The sequence below is a fragment of the Grimontia celer genome (assembly GCF_900055185.1).
Classification (GTDB): domain Bacteria; phylum Pseudomonadota; class Gammaproteobacteria; order Enterobacterales; family Vibrionaceae; genus Enterovibrio; species Enterovibrio celer.
Genome location: NZ_FIZX01000001.1, coordinates 1394490 through 1414082 on the forward strand (window position 1 = coordinate 1394490; position 19593 = coordinate 1414082).

16 protein-coding genes, 1 pseudogene and 1 riboswitch are annotated in these 19593 nt (G+C 47.7%); of the genes and pseudogenes, 7 read left to right on the forward strand and 10 right to left on the reverse strand.

The window, feature by feature from the left end; genetic code table 11:
* The first annotated feature begins 452 nt into the window (after nt 1-452).
* Complete coding sequence (locus tag GCE9029_RS06185) at nt 453-1859, forward strand: TolC family outer membrane protein (protein WP_082804291.1); 1407 nt, start codon at nt 453-455, stop codon at nt 1857-1859.
* Nucleotides 1856-2497 (forward strand): OmpA family protein, encoded by a 642-nt coding sequence (locus tag GCE9029_RS06190; RefSeq protein ID WP_062661774.1) that lies wholly within the window; start codon nt 1856-1858, stop codon nt 2495-2497. The genes GCE9029_RS06185 and GCE9029_RS06190 overlap by 4 nt, the downstream gene beginning before the upstream one ends.
* A 98-nt stretch (nt 2498-2595) precedes the next feature.
* On the opposite strand, the gene GCE9029_RS06195 is transcribed toward GCE9029_RS06190, so the two are convergent.
* Nucleotides 2596-2937 carry a hypothetical protein gene (locus tag GCE9029_RS06195; protein ID WP_157487776.1) on the reverse strand — a complete coding sequence of 114 codons (342 nt, stop codon included), beginning with the start codon at nt 2935-2937 and terminating at the stop codon, nt 2596-2598.
* 459 nt (nt 2938-3396) lie between these two features.
* On the opposite strand from GCE9029_RS06195, the gene GCE9029_RS06200 reads away from it, so the two are divergent.
* On the forward strand, nt 3397-4680 hold the full coding sequence (locus GCE9029_RS06200; protein ID WP_062661777.1) for a DASH family cryptochrome: 1284 nt from the start codon (nt 3397-3399) through the stop codon (nt 4678-4680).
* A gap of 167 nt (nt 4681-4847) precedes the next feature.
* Here the strand turns inward: GCE9029_RS06200 and GCE9029_RS06205 are convergent.
* A pseudogene (locus tag GCE9029_RS06205) lies at nt 4848-5513 on the reverse strand (esterase/lipase family protein); the annotation flags it as partial.
* A 214-nt stretch (nt 5514-5727) separates the two neighbouring features.
* Here GCE9029_RS06205 and GCE9029_RS06215 point away from each other — a divergent pair.
* The gene (locus GCE9029_RS06215) at nt 5728-5991 is read left to right on the forward strand and encodes a hypothetical protein (protein WP_062661782.1); all 264 of its coding nucleotides are present in this window, start codon (nt 5728-5730) and stop codon (nt 5989-5991) included.
* Nucleotides 5992-6190: 199 nt separating this feature from the next.
* Here the strand turns inward: GCE9029_RS06215 and GCE9029_RS06220 are convergent, their stop codons facing one another.
* Together GCE9029_RS06220 and GCE9029_RS06225 are read right to left on the reverse strand one after the other, a co-directional pair.
* The gene (locus tag GCE9029_RS06220; RefSeq protein WP_062663145.1) at nt 6191-7507 is read right to left on the reverse strand and encodes a YjiH family protein; all 1317 of its coding nucleotides are present in this window, start codon (nt 7505-7507) and stop codon (nt 6191-6193) included.
* Nucleotides 7508-7846: 339 nt separating this feature from the next.
* Nucleotides 7847-8638, reverse strand: a complete 792-nt coding sequence (locus tag GCE9029_RS06225) for a hypothetical protein (protein ID WP_062663146.1) — start codon at nt 8636-8638, stop codon at nt 7847-7849.
* Between the two features lie 292 nt (nt 8639-8930).
* Here GCE9029_RS06225 and GCE9029_RS06230 point away from each other — a divergent pair, with 292 nt between their 5' ends.
* Nucleotides 8931-9251 (forward strand): HI1450 family dsDNA-mimic protein, encoded by a 321-nt coding sequence (locus GCE9029_RS06230; protein WP_062661784.1) that lies wholly within the window; start codon nt 8931-8933, stop codon nt 9249-9251.
* 312 nt (nt 9252-9563) lie between these two features.
* On the opposite strand, the gene napC is transcribed toward GCE9029_RS06230, so the two are convergent.
* From napC to napF, 5 genes are all read right to left on the reverse strand, one after another.
* The gene (gene napC, locus GCE9029_RS06235) at nt 9564-10160 is read right to left on the reverse strand and encodes a cytochrome c-type protein NapC (protein WP_062661786.1); all 597 of its coding nucleotides are present in this window, start codon (nt 10158-10160) and stop codon (nt 9564-9566) included.
* A gap of 9 nt (nt 10161-10169) precedes the next feature.
* Complete coding sequence (locus GCE9029_RS06240; protein WP_062661787.1) at nt 10170-10604, reverse strand: nitrate reductase cytochrome c-type subunit; 435 nt, start codon at nt 10602-10604, stop codon at nt 10170-10172.
* 77 nt (nt 10605-10681) lie between these two features.
* The gene (gene napA / locus GCE9029_RS06245; protein ID WP_062661789.1) at nt 10682-13168 is read right to left on the reverse strand and encodes a nitrate reductase catalytic subunit NapA; all 2487 of its coding nucleotides are present in this window, start codon (nt 13166-13168) and stop codon (nt 10682-10684) included.
* The gene (locus tag GCE9029_RS06250) at nt 13165-13440 is read right to left on the reverse strand and encodes a chaperone NapD (RefSeq protein WP_062661791.1); all 276 of its coding nucleotides are present in this window, start codon (nt 13438-13440) and stop codon (nt 13165-13167) included. Before GCE9029_RS06250 ends, napA begins: the two co-directional genes overlap by 4 nt.
* Complete coding sequence (gene napF, locus GCE9029_RS06255; protein ID WP_062661793.1) at nt 13433-13918, reverse strand: ferredoxin-type protein NapF; 486 nt, start codon at nt 13916-13918, stop codon at nt 13433-13435. The genes GCE9029_RS06250 and napF overlap by 8 nt, the downstream gene beginning before the upstream one ends.
* A 186-nt stretch (nt 13919-14104) precedes the next feature.
* Here napF and narQ point away from each other — a divergent pair, with 186 nt between their 5' ends.
* The gene (gene narQ, locus GCE9029_RS06260) at nt 14105-15808 is read left to right on the forward strand and encodes a nitrate/nitrite two-component system sensor histidine kinase NarQ (RefSeq protein ID WP_062661795.1); all 1704 of its coding nucleotides are present in this window, start codon (nt 14105-14107) and stop codon (nt 15806-15808) included.
* 17 nt (nt 15809-15825) lie between these two features.
* Nucleotides 15826-16455: a response regulator gene (locus GCE9029_RS06265; protein WP_062661796.1), complete on the forward strand. Its 630-nt coding sequence runs from the start codon at nt 15826-15828 to the stop codon at nt 16453-16455.
* Between the two features lie 90 nt (nt 16456-16545).
* Here the strand turns inward: GCE9029_RS06265 and GCE9029_RS06270 are convergent, their stop codons facing one another.
* On the reverse strand, nt 16546-19221 hold the full coding sequence (locus GCE9029_RS06270; RefSeq protein WP_062661798.1) for a calcium-binding protein: 2676 nt from the start codon (nt 19219-19221) through the stop codon (nt 16546-16548).
* 30 nt (nt 19222-19251) lie between these two features.
* Nucleotides 19252-19341: riboswitch (cyclic di-GMP riboswitch) on the reverse strand.
* Between the last annotated feature and the right edge of the window lie 252 nt (nt 19342-19593).

Sequence of the window (19593 nt, forward strand, 5' to 3'; positions counted from 1 at the left end):
TTACCTATTGCTTGTACGAGTCACTCAGCTGATGCGATATTGTCCAGTTTTACTAACAAAATTGCAGTGAGACGAGTTTTTGAATTGAAGCCGCCGTTTGGAGCGTTCGAAAGTATTAAGCAATCAATTTGGTAAAAAATTAATGCCTCTCAGACAGTTTGGCTCTTAGGACTTTGTATTGACCTGTCTCATTTCCGATAGAAAAGCGATAAACCCCAGTTTGGGGGGTCAAATCTTTTTAAACATGCCCTACTTTTTACGTTGATACGTCAAATATGTGATTTAACGCAATTTCCAGTGACACACCTGTCTATTTATCTGAGCATCCAAGCAGTTTCAGGAAAATTAAAACGGGTAGATCAGAGGGTGTCTCCCAGTGTTAACCACTACATTTTGACGCTTTGACTTTTTATTTTTTACGCACGGTCTAATTTCGCTTTGAGGGAGCATTCATGAAGCAACGTAACACCCACTCTAGACTGCGGTTTTTGGCAAAGGCACCGGGGTTTCCTAAGGCTTGGAAACCTACGTTAAGTGTCATCGCGTTTGCACTCGCTTCAGTTGGTATTACATCTGTGGCTCAGGCGCAATCGTTAGAACAAGCTGTGGCAACGACACTTTCACAAAACCCGACAATCAGAGAAGCCTATAACGAGTTCAAAAGTCGTGAAGCGGATATCGATGCATCTCAGGGTGGCTACTTGCCTTCTGTGGATCTTGATGCCGGGATTGGTTATTCCGAATACGACAGTGACAACAATGATGGTACCTACCACCCTAAAGATGTGAGTATCAGCCTTCGCCAGTTAATCTGGGATGGTTCAATCACCTACAACGACATCAAACGCACTAAAGCCGAAGCAGAAGCGCAACGCTTTCAGTTATTGGCCGATGCTCAGGACACGGCGCTCAGCGTCACTGAAGCGTATATAGAGGTTCTTCGTACTCAGGCTATCCGAGACCTTTCTCAAAAAAACCTCGAAACCCACGAACGCATTGTTGGAGACATCCAGAGACGTGCCGATTCAGGGATCAGCTCAACAGCCGATTTATCTCAGGCCGAAGGCCGTCTTGCTCAGGCGCAAACTAACCTCCTTTCTGCAATGAGTAATGTCGATGATGCTGTCATCGAGTTCGAACGCATTGTTGGCACTTCTCCGCTCGATTTGGTGACGCCGGAAGTCGATGCTTTGTTTGTTCCACCAACACTTGTTGAAGCCCTTAGCACCGCAAAGGAAAACAACCCTGTGATCCAAGTGGCAACCAACGATGTGGAAGCCGCTCACCGCCAATATAAGCAGGCGAAAGGCGACTTCTTGCCAACCTTCACTATTGAAGCATCACAGGAATGGGGCGAAGAGCTGGATGGCCAGCCGGGTGATACCGATGAGTTCCAGGCCATGCTGCGCATGCGCTACAACCTGTTTAACGGCGGTACAGACGCAGCAGAAGCGCGCAGTGCCGCATATCAGATAAATAAAGCGAAAAACATTCGCCACAACGCACATCGTCTGTTGGATGAAAGTACGCGCCTGGCATGGACAGCGAAAGAATTGGCAGAGAAACAAACCCAGTTCCTGCAACAACACGTTGACTCTGCCTCAAAAACACTTGAAGCATACGAAAAACAATACCTGATCGGCCGTCGCACCCTTCTCGACCTTCTCAATACAGAGAACGAATTATTCGACGCGCGCCGTTCTTACATTGACTCTCACTACACCGGTATTTACTCAAAATACCGCGTGTTAAACGCCACTGGCCTGTTACTTGATGAACTGCGTGTAGATACACCTGAAGAGTGGCAAACCTCGGTCTATGGCAAGAACAATGAAAACAAACAAGGAGACACCGAATGATGAACGCTTTTCAGCGATACGCTGGCCTGTTTCGGCAAGCTCTCAGCAGTGTATTTCTGATCATCGCGGCTCTCGTGCTGGCAGGATGTTCTATAAGTGCACCTCAAGCCCCTGTTGCCAACCAGCAAGCTGATTTGCTGGATGATGACAGCGATGGAGTGATCAATGCCCGGGATGCCTGTGAAGGCACCCCACTTGGCGCTGTTATCAATAATGATGGCTGCTCAGAGGAATTGGAAATCAGTGCCCGTGATGACCTGCATATTCTATTTTCCAACGATTCTGCAGAAATCCCGGCGAGCTTTGTTGGTGAAGTGAATGACCTCGCCCGCTTTATGAAATCTTTCTCTTACATCGTTGTAGAGCTTAACGGTTACGCGAGCATTGTGGGTGACCAAGATTACAACCTTGCCTTATCAGAGCGTCGTGCCAAAGCGGTGAAAAGTGCGCTGATTCAACAAGGGATCACACCAGATCGCGTCAGAATTATCGGTTACGGTGAATCTGATCCAGTTGAGGCACAATCTCAGGAGCAGTCTGACATCCTGAGTCGCCGTGTAACGGCAAGTGTGAAAGTATCTGAAACCGAGATTGTAGAGAAGTGGACAATTTACACCACTTCTCCTGAAGACCAGTAATCGTCAGAAGAAAACAGAAATCCAGAAACACAAAAAGGGCCATTTAGGCCCTTTTCTTTTATCGTTGCTTTTCGCTTTACGCTTTAACAAGCAAAAGCTCAATGAAGAACAATAGGATCAATCGTTCCCTGATTGGTTGGCAACGCCAATAATAGCCAGAAATCCAAATCGGTTTCTGTGCATTTGTCTGGCGTTACACGAATGACGCCTTTGCAACGCTTACCACTTGGCTGTTCCAGGAATGCTCCCGGGCGTCGCAACGCTTCTTTCATACATTCGTCACCAACAACGAATTGCAAACCTTCGTCATCAACAATGCTGAACAAACGGTCGTGCTGATAGAAATACACGCGCTCGTTGTCGATTTCTTCACGAATCCCCGATACGCCCAGCAGCGCTTGGCGAACAAAACCTGATAGCTCTAGCCCAGTCACACTCATTGATCTTATCCGTATTAACTTCAACGATAATCATTCCCAATATAGTGATATGAACCGTTCTGTTAATCCCGGCATGACTACATTCGGAAGAAAACCGTTAAAAAGTCTGACAGACTTATAATCACCTTCGTAAAACTCAACTCATTATTATTCAGTGTTTCGGGAAAAAGTATCAATTTAGGGTACTAAACTCAGCTAAACCGTAAAAATTGCTGTCACTTGTCTAGCCGGGAAAAAATAGCCGTTTTGCATCAAGTTGATCTCGCACACATTTCACTCCCGCCACTTCTTGATTTTATTCATGCTGCGCTAAGCTTTAACAGTGAGACATGCATCTCATCTGTATAATCGTCTGCACTCCGTTGACGTTTTATTGCGTACTACATAGTGAGGAGGTGACACCGCCAACAAGAAAACCACCCTTCTATTCGCAATGTTTAATGACTAAGGAGAGACGGTATGAAAGGGCTTATATGGTTTAGACACGATTTACGATTGGCAGACAATCCCGCACTCGTCGCCCTCTCCCGCCGCTGCAACGAAGCCCTCATGGTATACGTGATTGACCCAGAATGGTTTAGACCCGCACATTATCAATCGCGACATCTGGGAAGATTCAGGGAAGAGTTCCTATACCAATCTCTGCGCGCACTTGAGCGCGAACTAAAAAAGCGCAAACAACGACTGGTGGTGAAAGTCGGGAACCCTCTTCAGGTCATCCCTGATCTTTGCAAGAAACACCGAATCGATTTAGTGGCTGTCACTGATCATCCAGGCGTGTATGAGCGCCAACAGGTCGCTTATCTGTCTCGAACGCTAAGCTGTGAAGTCAGCGTAAGCGAAAGCTTCTCACTCTTCCTCCGTAGCCAACTCACTTTTGACAAAGCCTCTTACCCACAAACGTTCAGCCAATTCAGGAAGCATGTAGAAAAGCAAAACATCCTGCCCTGCATTCCTATTAGCGCTCCGGATTCTCTACCCAAACATATTGATGAACGACGCGATATCTGGGGTGGTCAAGAGTTTGTGTATGACTTAACGCCATACCATGGCGGTGAAGATTCAGGCATGGTGCAACTTAATCAGTTTTTCTGGAAAACCCAAGGCCTGAAAAATTACAAAGAAACCCGTAATGGTCTGGATGGATGGCAATTTTCCTCCCGGTTATCCGCATGGCTGGCAAACGGTTCCATTTCCCCCCGCATTGTTGCGGCAGAATTAGATAACTACGAATACCGCCATGGCCGCTCTGATTCAACGCAGTCAATGTATTCTGAGCTACTTTGGCGCGAGTACTTCCAGTGGATGATGCACTACCACGGAGCCAGCATGTTTGCGTTTGAAGGAATTAAGAACAAACGCCCGCTGACGACTTACTATTGTCAGAATTACAAAGCGTGGGAACAAGGCACCACCGAGTACCCAATCGTGAATGCCTGCATGCGCCAACTCAATCAAACCGGCTACATGTCTAACCGCGGTCGTCAGATTGTCGCTTCCTGTCTGGTTAATGAACTGGGGGTAGATTGGCGTTTTGGCGCTGCTTACTTCGAACAACAACTCATCGATTTTGATGTCGCCACCAACTATGGCAATTGGCAGTATCTGGCGGGTGTCGGTGCAGACCCTCGCGGTCAACGTCGCTTCAATCTTGAAAAGCAAACCGAAGTCTACGACCCAGATGGCGCGTTCGTTGATAAATGGGCAAATGCTAAGTCTTCAGAAAGCTTACTGAAATACTAGATTCTTATACGACCTAAAAAGGCGACCTCATGTCGCCTTTTTCTTTGCCAACTGCAATCAATGGAATCCCCTACGCCATTCCAATGATTGCAATGACACAATAGCAGCAAAGAGATTCAGAAACCGTCCCTTTATTGATTGTGCGTGTTAGCCCTTTAAAAAGTGCTTTATGCCAAGATCTCGATGATTCTATCAGCCACCCTTTTCGCAAAAATTAACGCAGTATGCGTTAACGGAAAAACTTCGTGACTAGCCATACCGTCAATCTTGGTCTCATCGATGAGCACGGTACCGTCCGATTCCTCACTTCTAACCAGCACTGCAGCCGGGCCAATACGCATATCACCTGCAATGCTGTATAAGGTCGAACCTTCAGGCCATGTAGGTTCATAATCGGGCAACAAGAATCGACTGGATTCCTGAAACATAAAATCGCTGATACCAATCTCTTGGAAAAATGCCGCCACTTTAGAGCCTTTGTGAGGCGTGCCCAGTGTAATCACGGTTTTCACGTACTTGGACATCTCGCTCTCGTTCTCCAGATAAGCGCGGGTGATTACGCCTCCCATCGAGTGCCCCACAATGGCTGTCCCCTCACCATCAATGAAAGTATCCATCTCACCAAACAAAGCTTTGAGGTTTGGCATAACGGTGTTGTAAGAGATATTCAGCACGGTGTGGCCCGCATCTGTTAAACGCTTTTCCAAAGGGATCATGGCTACGCCATGCATATACAATCCATGTAATAGAATGATTTTCATTATTTTTTTCCATTCTCCTGAACGATACCTCGATTGCCCAAACAAACTGAAAGTGCTGAATTCAATGAACTTGAGTCCGCGCGCTTGTCTTTATTTGAACCTTGAAGCAGGGACGAATCAGAATAACCTTAAATTCAATATTAAAATTGAGACGCAGCGTACACTCTTCGAATAGGTATTTTATGTGTGGCTAATAAACCTTGTACTCAATCCGTCAAGAGAAGGCCACAAGATGTTCCCAGGCAATGTTTAGCTGTCCGGGCTTAAAATATTTAGGAGAAATACGATGAACTTACGAAACCTTGTCCTTATATCATCACTTCTCGTTGTCTTCCCATATTCAGCTAATGCAGATGCCCCAGCGACACAAGCAGAGAAAGTTGAGCAGGAACGTGTACGCGAATTGAAAAAACTAGAACAAGAAGCAAAACGTGACATGGACAAAATGGAACACGAAGCGGCCAAAGAGGCGGCTGAAATGGAACGTCAGCAGATGAAGAAGAAAGCAGCCTGCATAGGTAAAGACAAAACTTGCGAAGGCACGAGCTGAACTCCCTCAATGTTTGATCATAAGCGACCCAATCTGTGGTCGCTTTTTTGCTTTTAGGCCATCGGTGGACGCTGGGAAAAATATGATGCCACCTGATAGTGTGGAGCAAGAATCGACGGAGCCCGTTAGCGAAGAGAACATAGAACACATCAAATAAAAAAGGCGGTCACTTAGACCGCCTTTTCTTTCTTGATTTCACTTAGAAGATGATGTGGGCAACACCCGCTATCACTGGCAGAGTTACCAGAGTACGCAGAATAAAAATCATCACCAGTTCCCAAACCTTCACCGGGATCTTACTGCCCAGCAGCAGTGCACCCACTTCAGACATGTAAATCAACTGGGTAACTGACAGTGTTGCCACAACGAAACGCGTCATTTCGTTATCAATATTCGCTGCAAGAACAGCCGGAATGAACATATCCGCAATACCAATCAGCATGGTTTCTGACGCTGCGACAGCTTCAGGGATCTGCAGCATTTCCAGCAGAGGAACAAAAGGCATACCCAGAATCGTGAATACTGGCGTGTATTCCGCGATGATCAGCGCAGACGTGCCAATTGCCATTACCACTGGCAGTACCCCGAACACCATGTCTGCGGCGTTTTGGAAGCCTTCTTTCAGAACATCACCCAAAGAGCGGATGTGAGAAGCGCGGTTCACTGCGCTTTTCACGCCGTACGAGAACAGGTTTTCACCTTCTGGCAGCGTCTCGTGCTCGAACGTTTTCTCTTCGCCGTTGACCAAGGTATTCTTTTTCCAGCAAAGAGGAGGAAGACGAGGCACAACAATAGCCGCTACGAAACCCGCCAGACAAACTGTCAGGTAGAAAGGTACAAACATATGCTCAAGACCAACCTGAGCGATCACCACCAAGCTGAAGCTGATAGAAACAACTGAGAACGTGGTACCAACAATTGCCGCTTCACGTTCGGTGTAGTAGCCCTGCTCATATTGCTTGCTCGACATCAGGATAGCTACGCTGCCGTCACCTAACCAAGAGCTTGCACAGTCAACCGCTGAACGACCTGGTAATCCGAACAAAGGACGCATGATTTTAGTCATGAAAGTACCAATCAGCTCCAACAGACCAAAATTAGTCAGCAGTGGCAGGAAAAGGCCCGCGAAAACGAACACTGAAAGCAGTGTCGGTAGAAGATCTGCCAGCACAAAGCCGCCAGTCGCACCACCAATCACATGCTCTGGACCGAAGCCGAAAAAGGCCATCAGTACAAACGCCGCACCCAACAAACGCACTGTCAACCAGACTGGAGTCGCTAAAAAGAGGCCTGACAGGAATTTTGATTCAATAATAAAACGAGGCTTTGTTGCAAGCGCCAGGACCGAGCCAATGGCACTAACCAGAATAATGCTGGTGACAACGATAGTGGCACTTTGGCCTAGTAAACCAAGGAATGATTTAGCTAAAACAGCGATTGGAATAGTGAAACCGCCATCAATCATTACAGGTGTCATAAACAGCAAGACGCCCAGCAGAGATGGGATCAGGAACATCAACAGATTCCGTGTTGATGAAGACGACGTTTGTAGTTCTTCTGTTTTTTGCATGGCGAAACTTCCTGAGCAATGCGTTGAGCGAAATAGATATTCACTAAAAGTGACTAATTGAGCGCAAGGTTAATGCAACCTGTTTTGCATGTAAACAATAAATAGTCATTTATATTGAATAAATTCACCAACAAGGTTTGATTGACCATTTTAGAGTCATTTATTGTATATATTTAACGCATTAATTGTTAATGACCTGTAAAATACACTAAGTTTAAGAACAAAAAAACCGACCTTTATCAGGTCGGTTTTTTTATCATTTAGCGCATTCACATAAATGAATATTTATCCAATCTTGCGGTTAATTTTTGCATATTCCGATTCCACCCATGCACTAAAGCCATCCATCAAAGCAACAACGGCACGTTTCTTCACAGGTTTACGCTCAATCAAATAGAAAAGGCGTTCTATTTCCAATAACTTATCGGGGTAATGACTAAGAAACGCCTCTGATGCGGGCTTCAAGTCAAACTCCCATTTCCGCTCTTTATGTGCCACCAGCCCAAAGCTTGCTCTGATAAGTCGCTCTGCGGCTTCCTGTGCCGCATCCAGTTGTGGTCCCCACTTGGTTGCAATAGCAATCTTATGGCGCAGGTCCTTCAGTCTGACTGCTAAATCATCATTCATGGCCTTCGACACTTCCCAGCTTACTTCAAAGTGTCCGAAGCTCTTGCTGAGATTATCTCCGCTAAGGCAAACAGCGCAGTGTTTGAGAAAAAAGCCCCAACGGAAAATATTGGCCAAATTAGTCACTTCTTTCAGTGGTACGACATCAATAAGCACACGTTTTATCGCGTCGCTGGATTGTTCAATACGCCAGCGAACAGTGTTTAACGCCGCATATTCCTGCACATTTAAAGCACGCGTGCAGACAAACAGTAGTGAGAGATCAGCGGTCTCCCCCGCCTCCCTCCTTGCCACATCGCCAGAAAGATAAAGGCTGTGAAAAAGCTCAGCGCCCATAGCAGATTGAATTTGGCGCACGGCGGCGGCAATGGGTTCAACATAAACAGGTTGAAACGGTCTCTCGTTATCCAACTCAGGTAACAGGCCACCACGCGGCTTGTTCTTGTACAAAGGCATGTCCTCGTTCGGGCAGCTTTAGTTTTCTATATTCTATACCCAAACGACCTGAAGATGCTCGCATTCAGAGGTCATCAATGCGTTCAATTCGAGGCAAATTTTACGAGGAATGGTGGTTCTATTTCCGTGGAATTTAGTATATACCCAAAGAAGCCCAAGGTGCTGGTTCCAATATGAAATCGAGTGATTTATCGCTGCCTTTCTGAGCAATCACGTGTTGTGATGATTGGGAATTCGCTAACACCGTGGTGTAATGACACAAATTCAGAAATCCTGAGAGACCTCCATGGAAACGCCTTTACTGTCAATTGACGAAACACTCGACACTGCCTTTGAGATCTTCTACGAAATGGCAGAGGACAATCTCGAATACGATGACATGCTGGCTTATCAAGAACGCTTCGATGAAGAAGGCGCCGGCGTTGCCGTAGAAGCAGAAAGCGATTGGGAAGGCCACGTGGCGTTTGAAGTAGACCGCGAAGTGTTTGTTGAAATCCGCATTGGCCTGACTTCTGGCGATACACTGGACGATGTGTTGGTGCGTATGCTAATAAGCCGCGACCCGGAACAGAAGTTCTGTCATATGCTGTGGAAGCGTGCAGCATAAGGGGCTGATGACCTTTGGTGATGATTTTTGCAGCAGTTTGTGGGGATTTTATGCAAGGCAGAAGCTTCGATGTGTAGCTAGCCTACATGAGAAGCTGATAACGCAGCAGAAATTTCCCACAAACGCTGCCCGAAGGGTTCTGCTCTAAGCGTTTTATGCTTTGTTGAGGTGTATTTGCTTAGAATGACTAGGCAGCACACACCTCGCCGCGCCTAAAACGCTTATAGCGAGAACAAAATTTAACCACCAAAGGTCAACAGCCCCTATGAAAAAATGGGGGCCAGCAAAAACGTCCGCTGGCCCGTTGGCAAGTTAAAACTGAAAATCTTTAGACGCGTCGTGGTTTCGTGGCAGTTTATGCGCAATACCTTTGTGACAGTCGATACAGGTTTGTCCCGCTTCTTCTGCTTTGTCATGCACGTTAGCTGCAACTGATTTCTGTGCGCTGAAATCCATAAATTCGAAGTTATGACAGTTCCTACATTCTTGAGAGTCGTTTGCCTTCATTCGGTTCCACTCTCGGGTAGCCATTTCTAGTCGGTGATCTTCAAATTTTTGAGGTGTATCAACAATACCAAACGCTTTTGCATAGAGTTCCTTACTTGCCTGGATTTTACGTATCATTTTCGGGCCCCACTCTTTTGGCACGTGGCAGTCTGGACACGTTGCCCTGACACCGCTTCGGTTGCTGTAGTGAATGGTTCCTACGTACTCCTGATAAACGTTATCTTGCATCTCGTGACAGCCGATACAAAACTCCTCGCGGTTCGTCATTTCCATCCCGGTGTTAAAGCCACCCCAGAAAATGATCCCCGCAATGAAGCCCAGTGTCAGCACCGTACCGATAGCCAAGCCACTCGGTGTTCTGAACCAGGTCCAGAATTTGGTGATGAATCCCGGTAGTTTCATCGTCACCCCCTACTGGCCAAACTTACCGGCTGGAACAAACTCGTTCTCAACCAGCTCTTCAGCCTGCACCTGAGGTACATGGCACTGAAGACAGAAATAACGGCGCGGCGATACATCAGTCAGCACCTTGTTGTCACGATCCATAAAGTGGGTAGGGCTGACTCGCGGTGCTCCCGTTTTACGGTAAACATCCACGTCATGGCACTGCAGACAAGCATTGTTAGATTGGTTGACCTGATAGCCTTCCACTGAATGAGGCACCATTGGTGGCTGGTTTACGTAGTTCAGCGCAAAGCGTTCCTGATGTTTGGGTACCGCTTTGATTTTTGGCACTTCATTGTTCGCGCCAATCTCCTGATCACCACGCAATGAAGTGACTTCAGCAATGGCGACAGAACTCAAGAGCGCTGCAACAATAAGGGAAATAGAGATTTTCTTTTTCATTGTCGGATCCTTTCGAATCAAATTCTTTCAGTGTGCTGCGGGTAACCTCCCCACAGCACAGCCCGGATAAGTTGTCGTTACGCCTTCACAACCTTCACGGCCGCTTTCTTGAAGTCTGTTTCTTTAGAAAGTGGGTCGGTCGCATCCAGCGTCAGCTTGTTAACCAGCTGTCCGGCATCAAAGAACGGCATAAACACTAACCCTTCCGGTACGCGGTTACGCCCACGGGTTTCAACATGTGTTGCTACCTCACCCCGGCGCGAAATCACTCTCACCGCATCTCCACGGCGCAGACCACGGCGTTTTGCATCCAGTGGGTGCATGTAGACCACTGCATCCGGATACGCTTTGTAAAGCTCTGGAACGCGGCGGGTCATCGTGCCGGTATGCCAATGTTCCAACACACGTCCCGTTGACAGCCACAGGTCGTATTCTTCATCCGGCTCTTCCGCAGCCGGTTCGAAAGGCAATGCGAAAATCACCGCTTTCTTGTCAGGCTTACCGTAGAACGCAAAACCTTCTCCGGCATTCACGTATGGGTCGTGACCTTCTGCGTAACGCCATAGGGTTTCTTTGCCGTCTACGACTGGCCAGCGAAGACCACGAGCCTGGTGGTAGGTTTCGAAAGGTGCAAGGTCGTGTGCTTTGCCACGGCCAAATGCCGCGTACTCTTCAAACAGACCTTTCTGGATGTAGAAGCCAGCATCACGCGCGTCGTCGTTCAGGCGGTCAGCCGGGATTTCATCCAGCTTGTACTCGTTGACTTGCCCATTGGCGAATAAAATGTCGAACAGGGTTTTGTCTTTGTACTCTGGCATTTTCGCAACCAGATCCGCAGGCCATACTTCACCGACTTTGATACGTTTAGACAGCTCAACAATTTGCCAAAGGTCAGACTTGGCCTCACCCGGCGCCTTGATTTGCTGATACCAGAACTGGGTACGGCGCTCGGCATTACCATAGGCGCCCTCTTTCTCTACCCACATTGCCGTTGGCAGAATAAGGTCAGATGCCATCGCTGTTACCGTTGGATACGGGTCAGACGTAATGATGAAGTTTCGGGGGTCACGATAGCCTGGCAGACGCTCTTCGTTAATGTTCGGACCTGCCTGCATGTTGTTGTTACACATCACCCAATAGACGTTCAGCTTACCGTCTTTGAGCATGCGGTCTTGCAGAACAGCGTGATAACCCGGCTTCGGTGGAATCGTTCCTTCAGGCAGTTTCCAGATTTTTTCCGCCATGGCGCGGTGTTTAGGGTTTGCTACTACCATGTCCGCAGGAAGACGGTGGGCAAAGGTACCCACTTCACGCGCTGTACCACAGGCTGATGGTTGACCGGTCAGAGAGAACGGACCACAACCCGGCTTGGAGATTTTGCCCGTCAGCAGGTGAATGTTGTAGCAAAGGTTATTTGCCCATACACCACGTGTGTGTTGGTTGAAGCCCATAGTCCAATAAGAAACCACTTTGGTTTCCGGGTTGGCGTATAGCTCTGCCAGTGCAATCAGTTGATCTTCTGGTACGCCAGACAACTCAGAAACCGACTTCACGTCGTAATCAGCAACAAATTTAGCGAAGGTGTCAAAGTCGATCGCTTCCGAAGCGCCACTGCCTGCGTTCTCTGCAGATTTTTCCAATGGATGAGTAGGACGCAGGCCATAACCGATATCGGTCGCGCCTTTGCGGAAGTTCACGTGTTTTTCGATGAAAGATTTATCGACTTTATCGTTTTGAATAATGTAGTTGGCGATAAAGTTCAGGATCGCGAGGTCTGTCTGCGGCGTGAAGATAATGCCGTTGTCAGCCAGCTCAAAACTGCGGTGTTCATAGGTAGAAAGCACAGCGACTTTAACGTGATCTGCAGACAAACGGCGATCTGCCAAACGTGTCCACAAAATCGGGTGCATCTCAGCCATGTTAGAGCCCCAAAGCACGAACGCATCTGCTTGCTCCAGGTCATCATAACAACCCATTGGCTCATCCATACCAAAGGTACGCATAAAACCCACTACCGCTGAAGCCATGCAGTGACGTGCATTCGGGTCAATGTTGTTAGAAAGGAAACCTGCTTTCATCAGCTTGGCTGCAGCATAACCTTCCCATACTGTCCACTGGCCTGAGCCAAACATGCCCACTGTGGTTGGGCCGTTTTGTTGAATGGCTGTTTTGAACTTATCTGCCATGATATCCAGCGCTTCATCCCAGCTAACTGGAGTGAATTCGCCATCTTTGTCGTAAACGCCATCTTTCTTGCGCAGCAAAGGCTGCGTAAGACGATCGCTTCCGTACATGATTTTTGGCAGAAAATAGCCTTTCACACAGCTGAGGCCACGGTTTACCGGTGCTTCCGGGTCACCTTGAGACGCCACCACGCGGCCGTTCTGTGTACCCACCAGAATGCCACAGCCCGTGCCACAAAAACGGCATGGTGCTTTATCCCATTTCACTTGCCCATCTGCCCCAGCAGCCTGAGCAATAGAAACCGGCAGCGTTACTCCTGCTGCACTCGCCGCAGCTGCCGCGGCATTTGCCTTTAAAAATTTACGTCGTGTCAGGTTCATCGTTCCACTCCTTCCAATGCATTTTCAGGCTCTTCTTCCTCGACCTGATGAAATACAAGCGTCGCTGCCAGCACACCTGGCAACGCCTTAATTTGTTCAAACTTGTCCAATAAGCCACCGCGGCTTGAGCCTTCAATCACCACCACCAGCTTTCCGGCTTCGCTGGAAGCAGGCACTTCTGTACCCGGGATTTTCTCAATCTCTGTGGTGACGTTTTTGATTTGGTCTGCAGCGGCATGAACCACCAGACTGCTTACGTGATATTCATTCATTGCCCGTCATCTCCATGGCGATGGCATTTGCAGGACAAGGCGCAATGCAAGCACCACAGCCGGTACAGTCCTGAAGATTTAAATGAGGTTGGGCGACTTGCCCTTGTGTGAGGCGGAAACGGATGGCGCGCGTATCACAAACATCGCTGCAACTGCGGCATTCCACCCCTTTGAAAGTGAGGCAGGAATCCTTAATGGTAATGACCTGTTCCCAGGGTTTTTCGGTTTCAGGGGCGAAAAGTTTCTCCGGACACTGTTCTGCGCAGGCATAGCAGAAGGTGCATTCGCCTTTGGAAAAATCGATAGAAGGGAAACCGCCGTCGCCATTCACGATCACTTGCTCCTCACACACGAGGTGACATTCACCACAGCGGGTACATTGATCAGTGAAGTTGTCGCGGTCAGCAATCCATGGCAAAGGCTGAACCTTTGCTTTTGCTGCACTTCTCAGAAAGAATCGGCGACGAGTATCGACCATCTTGGACCTTAATCCTTAAAGCTCACATTTCATGAGCTACTTCTTAATTAAGGCCACGTTATGAAGAATTGAGAGGTGTATATATACCTCTTAGGGGGTATATAGGGGGTGGTATTGCGCTAGATCAATTTATCGAATTGATTTGGCTCACATTATGAAATCAAAATCGTAAGCTTGAATCTTAAGATGAGTGCTCAAAAGAAAGATATAGCTGTAAAACAATCTGTTACCACCATCGTCGCCCGTTCTCTTATTGGCATACTCTTTCTCGCGGTGATTATCACGGGTTTTGCAATCTTTACCTTTGCTTCCAGCCTGAATGACGCTGCGGCGATCAATACCTCTGGCTCACTGCGAATGCAAAGCTACAGAATTGCTTACGACATCGTACTCGACTCTCCTCGCCTGCCTGAGCATATCGAAAGCTTCGAAACGTCACTGCTTTCTCCGGAACTCGTTATTCTGGATAACTTCGCCGTACCCATGGAAATACGGGACCGTTATAACTCGCTCATCTCTCGCTGGATCTTGCTACGCCCAGAGTTGGAGAGCCAAGATCGTGGTTTTTACGTTGAGCAAGTCGGTTTATTCGTAAATGATATCGACCGTTTTGTGTATGCCCTTCAGCAGCATTCTGAAAACAAACTGCAGGTGCTCGCCTTGGTGGGCAGCGTCGGTCTTGGGCTGATCTTGGCGTTGGTGCTGTTTCTTATTCACTACACTCAACGCCACATTGTGAATCCTCTCAACATGCTGGTGAAAGCCAGCCAGAAGATTCAAAACCGCGAATTTGATGCCGAATTACCGCCTGTTAAGAACAATGAATTGGGTGTGCTGTCCAACAGCTTCGCCTTGATGGCCAATGAACTAAAAGGCCTCTACAGCAACCTAGAGCAGAAAATTGAGAATAAAACGCAAAAGCTCACCAAGGCCAACCAGTCACTCAATGTGCTTTATGATTGTTCAACCCAGCTTTCTTCTACCTTCCTTACGCGGGAGAGCTTCGAGAAAATCTTAGCCATCACTTTGAAAGCAGATGGTGTAGAAGCGCTGGCATTGCAAGCCCACAATGAAAACCAGACAGACTGGGAAATTTCTGCGGGTGAGCCAACAGAAGACGAATGGCGTTCTCTCCCATTAGAGCTTGATGGAGAAACACTTGGAACGCTCAAATGGCAAGGGAACATAGATATCGTTGACCATGTGCTTCTCTCGAATCTGGCCGCAATTTTTGCCCGTGGGGTTTACTATAATCATGCGCAAAAACAGGCCATGCACCTCGCCGTGATGGAAGAGCGGGCAACATTGGCGCGTGAGCTACATGATTCAATCGCACAATCGCTCTCCTACCTGAAGATTCAAACGAGTTTGTTGAAACGCCATCTAAAAGTGATTGATGCGCCTGACTGCAAAGAGATTGCTGACGATATCAGCGAGCAATTGCGCATTGCTTACGATCAGCTGCGGGAACTGCTAAACGCATTCAGACTGTCTTTGACTCATGCTGATTTTGGCCTTGCGCTTCGCGAAATGATTGATGCTTTACAATCGCAGACCGATGCAAATCTGTCTGTTTCTGCAGAAATGGATACCCTTTCTATGGATGCACAGCGCCAGATGCACATTCTGCAAATCATCCGTGAAGCCTGTGCCAATGCCATCAAACACGCGAAGGCGACTAACATCAGGGTTCGCTGTTTCCAGCACAATCATCAGGCTTGTGTAGAAATCGTCGACGATGGTGTTGGCTTCTCACTACGTGAAGAAAAGCCGGATCACTATGGGCTAAACATCATGCAGGAACGCTCTGTCATGCTTGGTGGCGAGCTGAAAATCACCACAGCGCCCTCTCAAGGCTGTCAGGTGACACTAACCTTTGACCTTAACTAACCCGGAGTAACTTTCACATGGAAACATGGAGTGTCTTGCTGGTCGATGACCACCCGCTGATGAGAAAAGGTCTTTCGCAGTTACTGAAGTTTGAGCCTGAGTTTTCTTCCATTTCAGAAGCCAGTAATGGTGCTGATGCTATTGCTGAAGTGCTACGTAATGAACCAGACCTGATTATTCTGGACCTCAACATGAAAGGCCTCTCTGGTCTCGACACGCTCAAAGCACTGAGAAATGATGGCTGTACGTCCATCATTGTTATTCTGACAGTATCAGACAGTCCAAGCGATATTCACGCCATTGTGCAAGCGGGTGCTGACGGTTATTTGCTTAAAGACGGTGAGCCGGAAGAGCTAGTGGATCAACTGAAATTCGCCATGACAGGAGAAAAAGCTTATAGCGAACAGGTCCGCCATTTTCTGGAACAGAACCGTGACCAAACCTCGCCGCTTAGTGTGCTGACAGAACGTGAGCGCCAAATTCTCCATCAAGTCGCCAAGGGGCTCAGAAACAAACAAATTGCTGAAGCGCTATATATCTCTGAAGCGACCGTGAAAGTCCACCTTAAGAACCTCTTAAAAAAACTGGGGGTCGAATCGCGGGTTGCTGCCACCGTACTCTATTTGGAAAACGAGCCGGGCGCTTGATTGAAGACTTAAAGACCAAGACCTAAAAACCAAGCTTAAAAAAAAGGGCGACCAAATGGTCGCCCTTTTTTTTTAAGCTTAGACATCGACTTAGAACAGGTCTTCACCATTCAGGGTGACTGTCTCTGCATCAGTCCAAATGGTGATGGTGCGATCCAGCGTTTCGTGCTCAAACACGTAAGCATTCAGTTCGCCAACCTGAGTATTGTTCAGGCCCATCAAGCTGATCATTTCTGCTGAGATTGGTGCGTTAACAGTACCGCCGTCAACAAACTCCCAAGGCACGCCAGATACATCAAGTGCATCATCACCTTCGCCCAGGTAAGCAATGAAACCATCCCAGTCATCCGGAGTACCCGCATCTTCACCAGCTGGTACGTCTGACTGTGCCTCGATAGCATTCGGGTTGATAATAACCGTCTGGTCACCTTCATCCCCAACCACTGCCTCGATTTGCGCCATAACATTGCCTGTTACGGTAGAATCTGTCTGGTAAGAAACACCTGTAAAATCGACAACAGCGTCACCTTTTACCAACATGGTATCGAAACCAGTGTCACCGTAATACATGTGCTGATTGATCACTTCACCGCTGCTGTTCGTTGTGGTGAGACCAACAAAGTCGTCCTGACCGAATATGAGTATGTCATCACCCTTACTACCACGGTAGCTGTCCACACCTTCGCCACCGTCGATGGTCACATCGCTGCCTGGACCACCATTCAGGACGTCATCACCAGCACCGCCCAGCAAGGTGTCTTTACCAGTACCACCGAATAGGGTGTCGTTACCTTCACCACCTTCAATGATGTCATCGCCTTCACCACCATAGATGATGTCATCGCCAACACCACCCATGATGTGGTCAACATCGTCACCACCATAAATCGTGTCGTTACCTTCACCACCGTAGATAGTATCTGCGTCGCTCTCTTCAACAACCTGAGTCGCGTTCACTTTCATCACAACGTCATTGAAGTCTTTGTCACCCAGACACCACAGGTCTTCCCAGCAAGAGTTCTCGCCAGAGTTGATTTCGTGATCCTGACGGTCGCCGTTTTTGCCTTGCTCAGATACATAGCCGCCAGCAGACAAACTACCCTGACCAAATACTGGGCTACCGTTAGCAAAACTTAGGGTAACTTCACCTTCGTCAAAGCCTTTGGTATCACCGTCTGGAATGATGAACAAGCCAAGACGATCTGCACCTTCAACATCGATAATCGCTTGTGCTTCGTTATCCAGTTTCGCGTTGTCAGCCATGATGACAGCTTTCAAAACGTTACCGTTCTCATCCAGCACGTAGTAACCCACGCTGTTGTTGTATGAAGCACTTGAGGTGATGTGTGACAGATCCAACGTGACAGCGTCACCGTTGCTGATATCCCAGTAACCGTCATGGCCACGGTCCAGATCCAGTGTTTGTTGACCATAGTTACCACCGTAAATGACGTCGTCGCCTTCGCCGCCGTAAATCACATCGTCGCCCCATTGACCGTAAATGGTGTCGTTACCTTTACCACCGTCAATGTAGTCTTCATCGTTAGAGACTTGAGTTTGCTCTTCAGCAATTTGGTCGTACTCGATGTAGCTGATGTTGCTGTATGAGTTTGGCACTAGCGACAGATCAGTAGAATCTGTGATTTCAGGTCCGCTCAGTTGAAGCAGCAGGTTACCGTTCTCATTTAGGTTGTTGTAGTGGTGGCCATTACCATCCAGATCCACATCAATCACGGCAAATTCGTAGATGTTGCCGTCTGAATCACAGTACTTCAGGGTGTAATCCAGGTTCACAGAATAAGTATTGCCATCGATGGTCACTGTTTGTGATTTGTCATCTGAATACTCGTTGCAGTAGTCGTCACCATTCAGCTTTCCATCGTCATCCTGGAAAGTCACATTGGTAGAGCCGCCATCGAAAGACAGTTTGTTCGGGAAGCAGAAAGTGTGGAACTCACCGCCTGAAGGCATGGTGAAATCACTGCCCATTTGGAAAACGTTTACACTCGGGTCGTCGCTAAAGTTAGGAGACGCAGTGTTGCCGTAGATGGTGTCATCACCGTCACCACCAAAAAGCTGGTCCTGACCATTGTTACCTTCAATGTAATCATCACCGCCCTGGCCATACACAGTATCGTCACCGTCACCTGCGTAAATCTCGTCGTCACCACCAACACTTGGATCAACTTCTTCAGGAGAAGTGAAAGAAGAGTAGTCCAGGCTGCTGATGTTTTCGTAAGAGCCCTGAACGTAAGACATGCTGGTTGAAGAAGTGATTTCTGGGCCATCCAGTTGGATAAGGATTTTGCCGTTTTCACCAACGTTATTGTAGTGGCTGCCATTGTTGTCAGCGTCGATGTCTACAACAGCAAATGTGTAGATGTTGCCGTCTGAATCACAGTATTTCAGCTGGTAGTCAACGTTTACATCGTACTCGTTGCCATTCAGTTCAACTGTCTGCGTTTTATCGTCTGAATACTCGTTACAACGATCATCGCCATCGAGCTTAGCGTCGTCATCATTAAACGTTACGCTGGTCGTAGAACCTGAGAAATTAAGCGTTGGTGGGAAATTGAAAGTGTGGAATTCGCCACTTGAAGCAGTGAAGTCATCGCCAAGTACAAAAACAGCGCCAGTGTTGCCATTGCCCGATGAGCTACCTACATCACCATAGATAGTATCGTCACCACCACGACCTTCGATATAGTCATCTCCCAAAGTGCCGTTAAGTGTCTCGCCGTTTGAAGTACCGATAATATTAGACATTTGTTGTCCCTCTTTTAGCTAACCAAAGCAAGAGGCAGTCCGGCCGTCTCAGTACCACCAACAACCCTGAGACCCGAAACTTTCCGTCCCTGTTTCACAACAGGTATGGCTTTAACTCCGAATAGTTGTCCTATTGATGAATCTCGAATGATGGGCACCTTTCGTTCGCAAAGCATTGGTGCCGCTGTTTCAAAGCGATATCAGGTTGGCTGAATGAGGGCACCACAGCAAGCGTCTGAAGTGCAATTAGTACTTAATATAAGGCTGAGGGTGGAAGTGGTCTTAACTGTTTTTTAGAAAATGACGAACAGGCATTAGAAAAGCACTACGTGAAAAGCAGTACTCTTGAGTGATTATGGTATGAAACCGTAC

Excerpts from the sequence above, each read along its gene's own strand:
- GCE9029_RS06185 (WP_082804291.1), top strand. The coding sequence starts at position 453 with ATGAAGCAACGTAACACCCACTCTAGACTGCGGTTTTTGGCAAAGGCA.
- GCE9029_RS06190 (WP_062661774.1), top strand. The coding sequence starts at position 1,856 with ATGATGAACGCTTTTCAGCGATACGCTGGCCTGTTTCGGCAAGCTCTC.
- GCE9029_RS06195 (WP_157487776.1), bottom strand. The coding sequence starts at position 2,937 with ATGAGTGTGACTGGGCTAGAGCTATCAGGTTTTGTTCGCCAAGCGCTG.
- GCE9029_RS06200 (WP_062661777.1), top strand. The coding sequence starts at position 3,397 with ATGAAAGGGCTTATATGGTTTAGACACGATTTACGATTGGCAGACAAT.
- GCE9029_RS06215 (WP_062661782.1), top strand. The coding sequence starts at position 5,728 with ATGAACTTACGAAACCTTGTCCTTATATCATCACTTCTCGTTGTCTTC.
- GCE9029_RS06220 (WP_062663145.1), bottom strand. The coding sequence starts at position 7,507 with ATGTTCCTGATCCCATCTCTGCTGGGCGTCTTGCTGTTTATGACACCT.
- GCE9029_RS06230 (WP_062661784.1), top strand. The coding sequence starts at position 8,931 with ATGGAAACGCCTTTACTGTCAATTGACGAAACACTCGACACTGCCTTT.
- napC (WP_062661786.1), bottom strand. The coding sequence starts at position 10,160 with ATGAAACTACCGGGATTCATCACCAAATTCTGGACCTGGTTCAGAACA.
- GCE9029_RS06240 (WP_062661787.1), bottom strand. The coding sequence starts at position 10,604 with ATGAAAAAGAAAATCTCTATTTCCCTTATTGTTGCAGCGCTCTTGAGT.
- napA (WP_062661789.1), bottom strand. The coding sequence starts at position 13,168 with ATGAACCTGACACGACGTAAATTTTTAAAGGCAAATGCCGCGGCAGCT.
- GCE9029_RS06250 (WP_062661791.1), bottom strand. The coding sequence starts at position 13,440 with ATGAATGAATATCACGTAAGCAGTCTGGTGGTTCATGCCGCTGCAGAC.
- napF (WP_062661793.1), bottom strand. The coding sequence starts at position 13,918 with ATGGTCGATACTCGTCGCCGATTCTTTCTGAGAAGTGCAGCAAAAGCA.
- narQ (WP_062661795.1), top strand. The coding sequence starts at position 14,105 with ATGAGTGCTCAAAAGAAAGATATAGCTGTAAAACAATCTGTTACCACC.
- GCE9029_RS06265 (WP_062661796.1), top strand. The coding sequence starts at position 15,826 with ATGGAAACATGGAGTGTCTTGCTGGTCGATGACCACCCGCTGATGAGA.
- GCE9029_RS06270 (WP_062661798.1), bottom strand. The coding sequence starts at position 19,221 with ATGTCTAATATTATCGGTACTTCAAACGGCGAGACACTTAACGGCACT.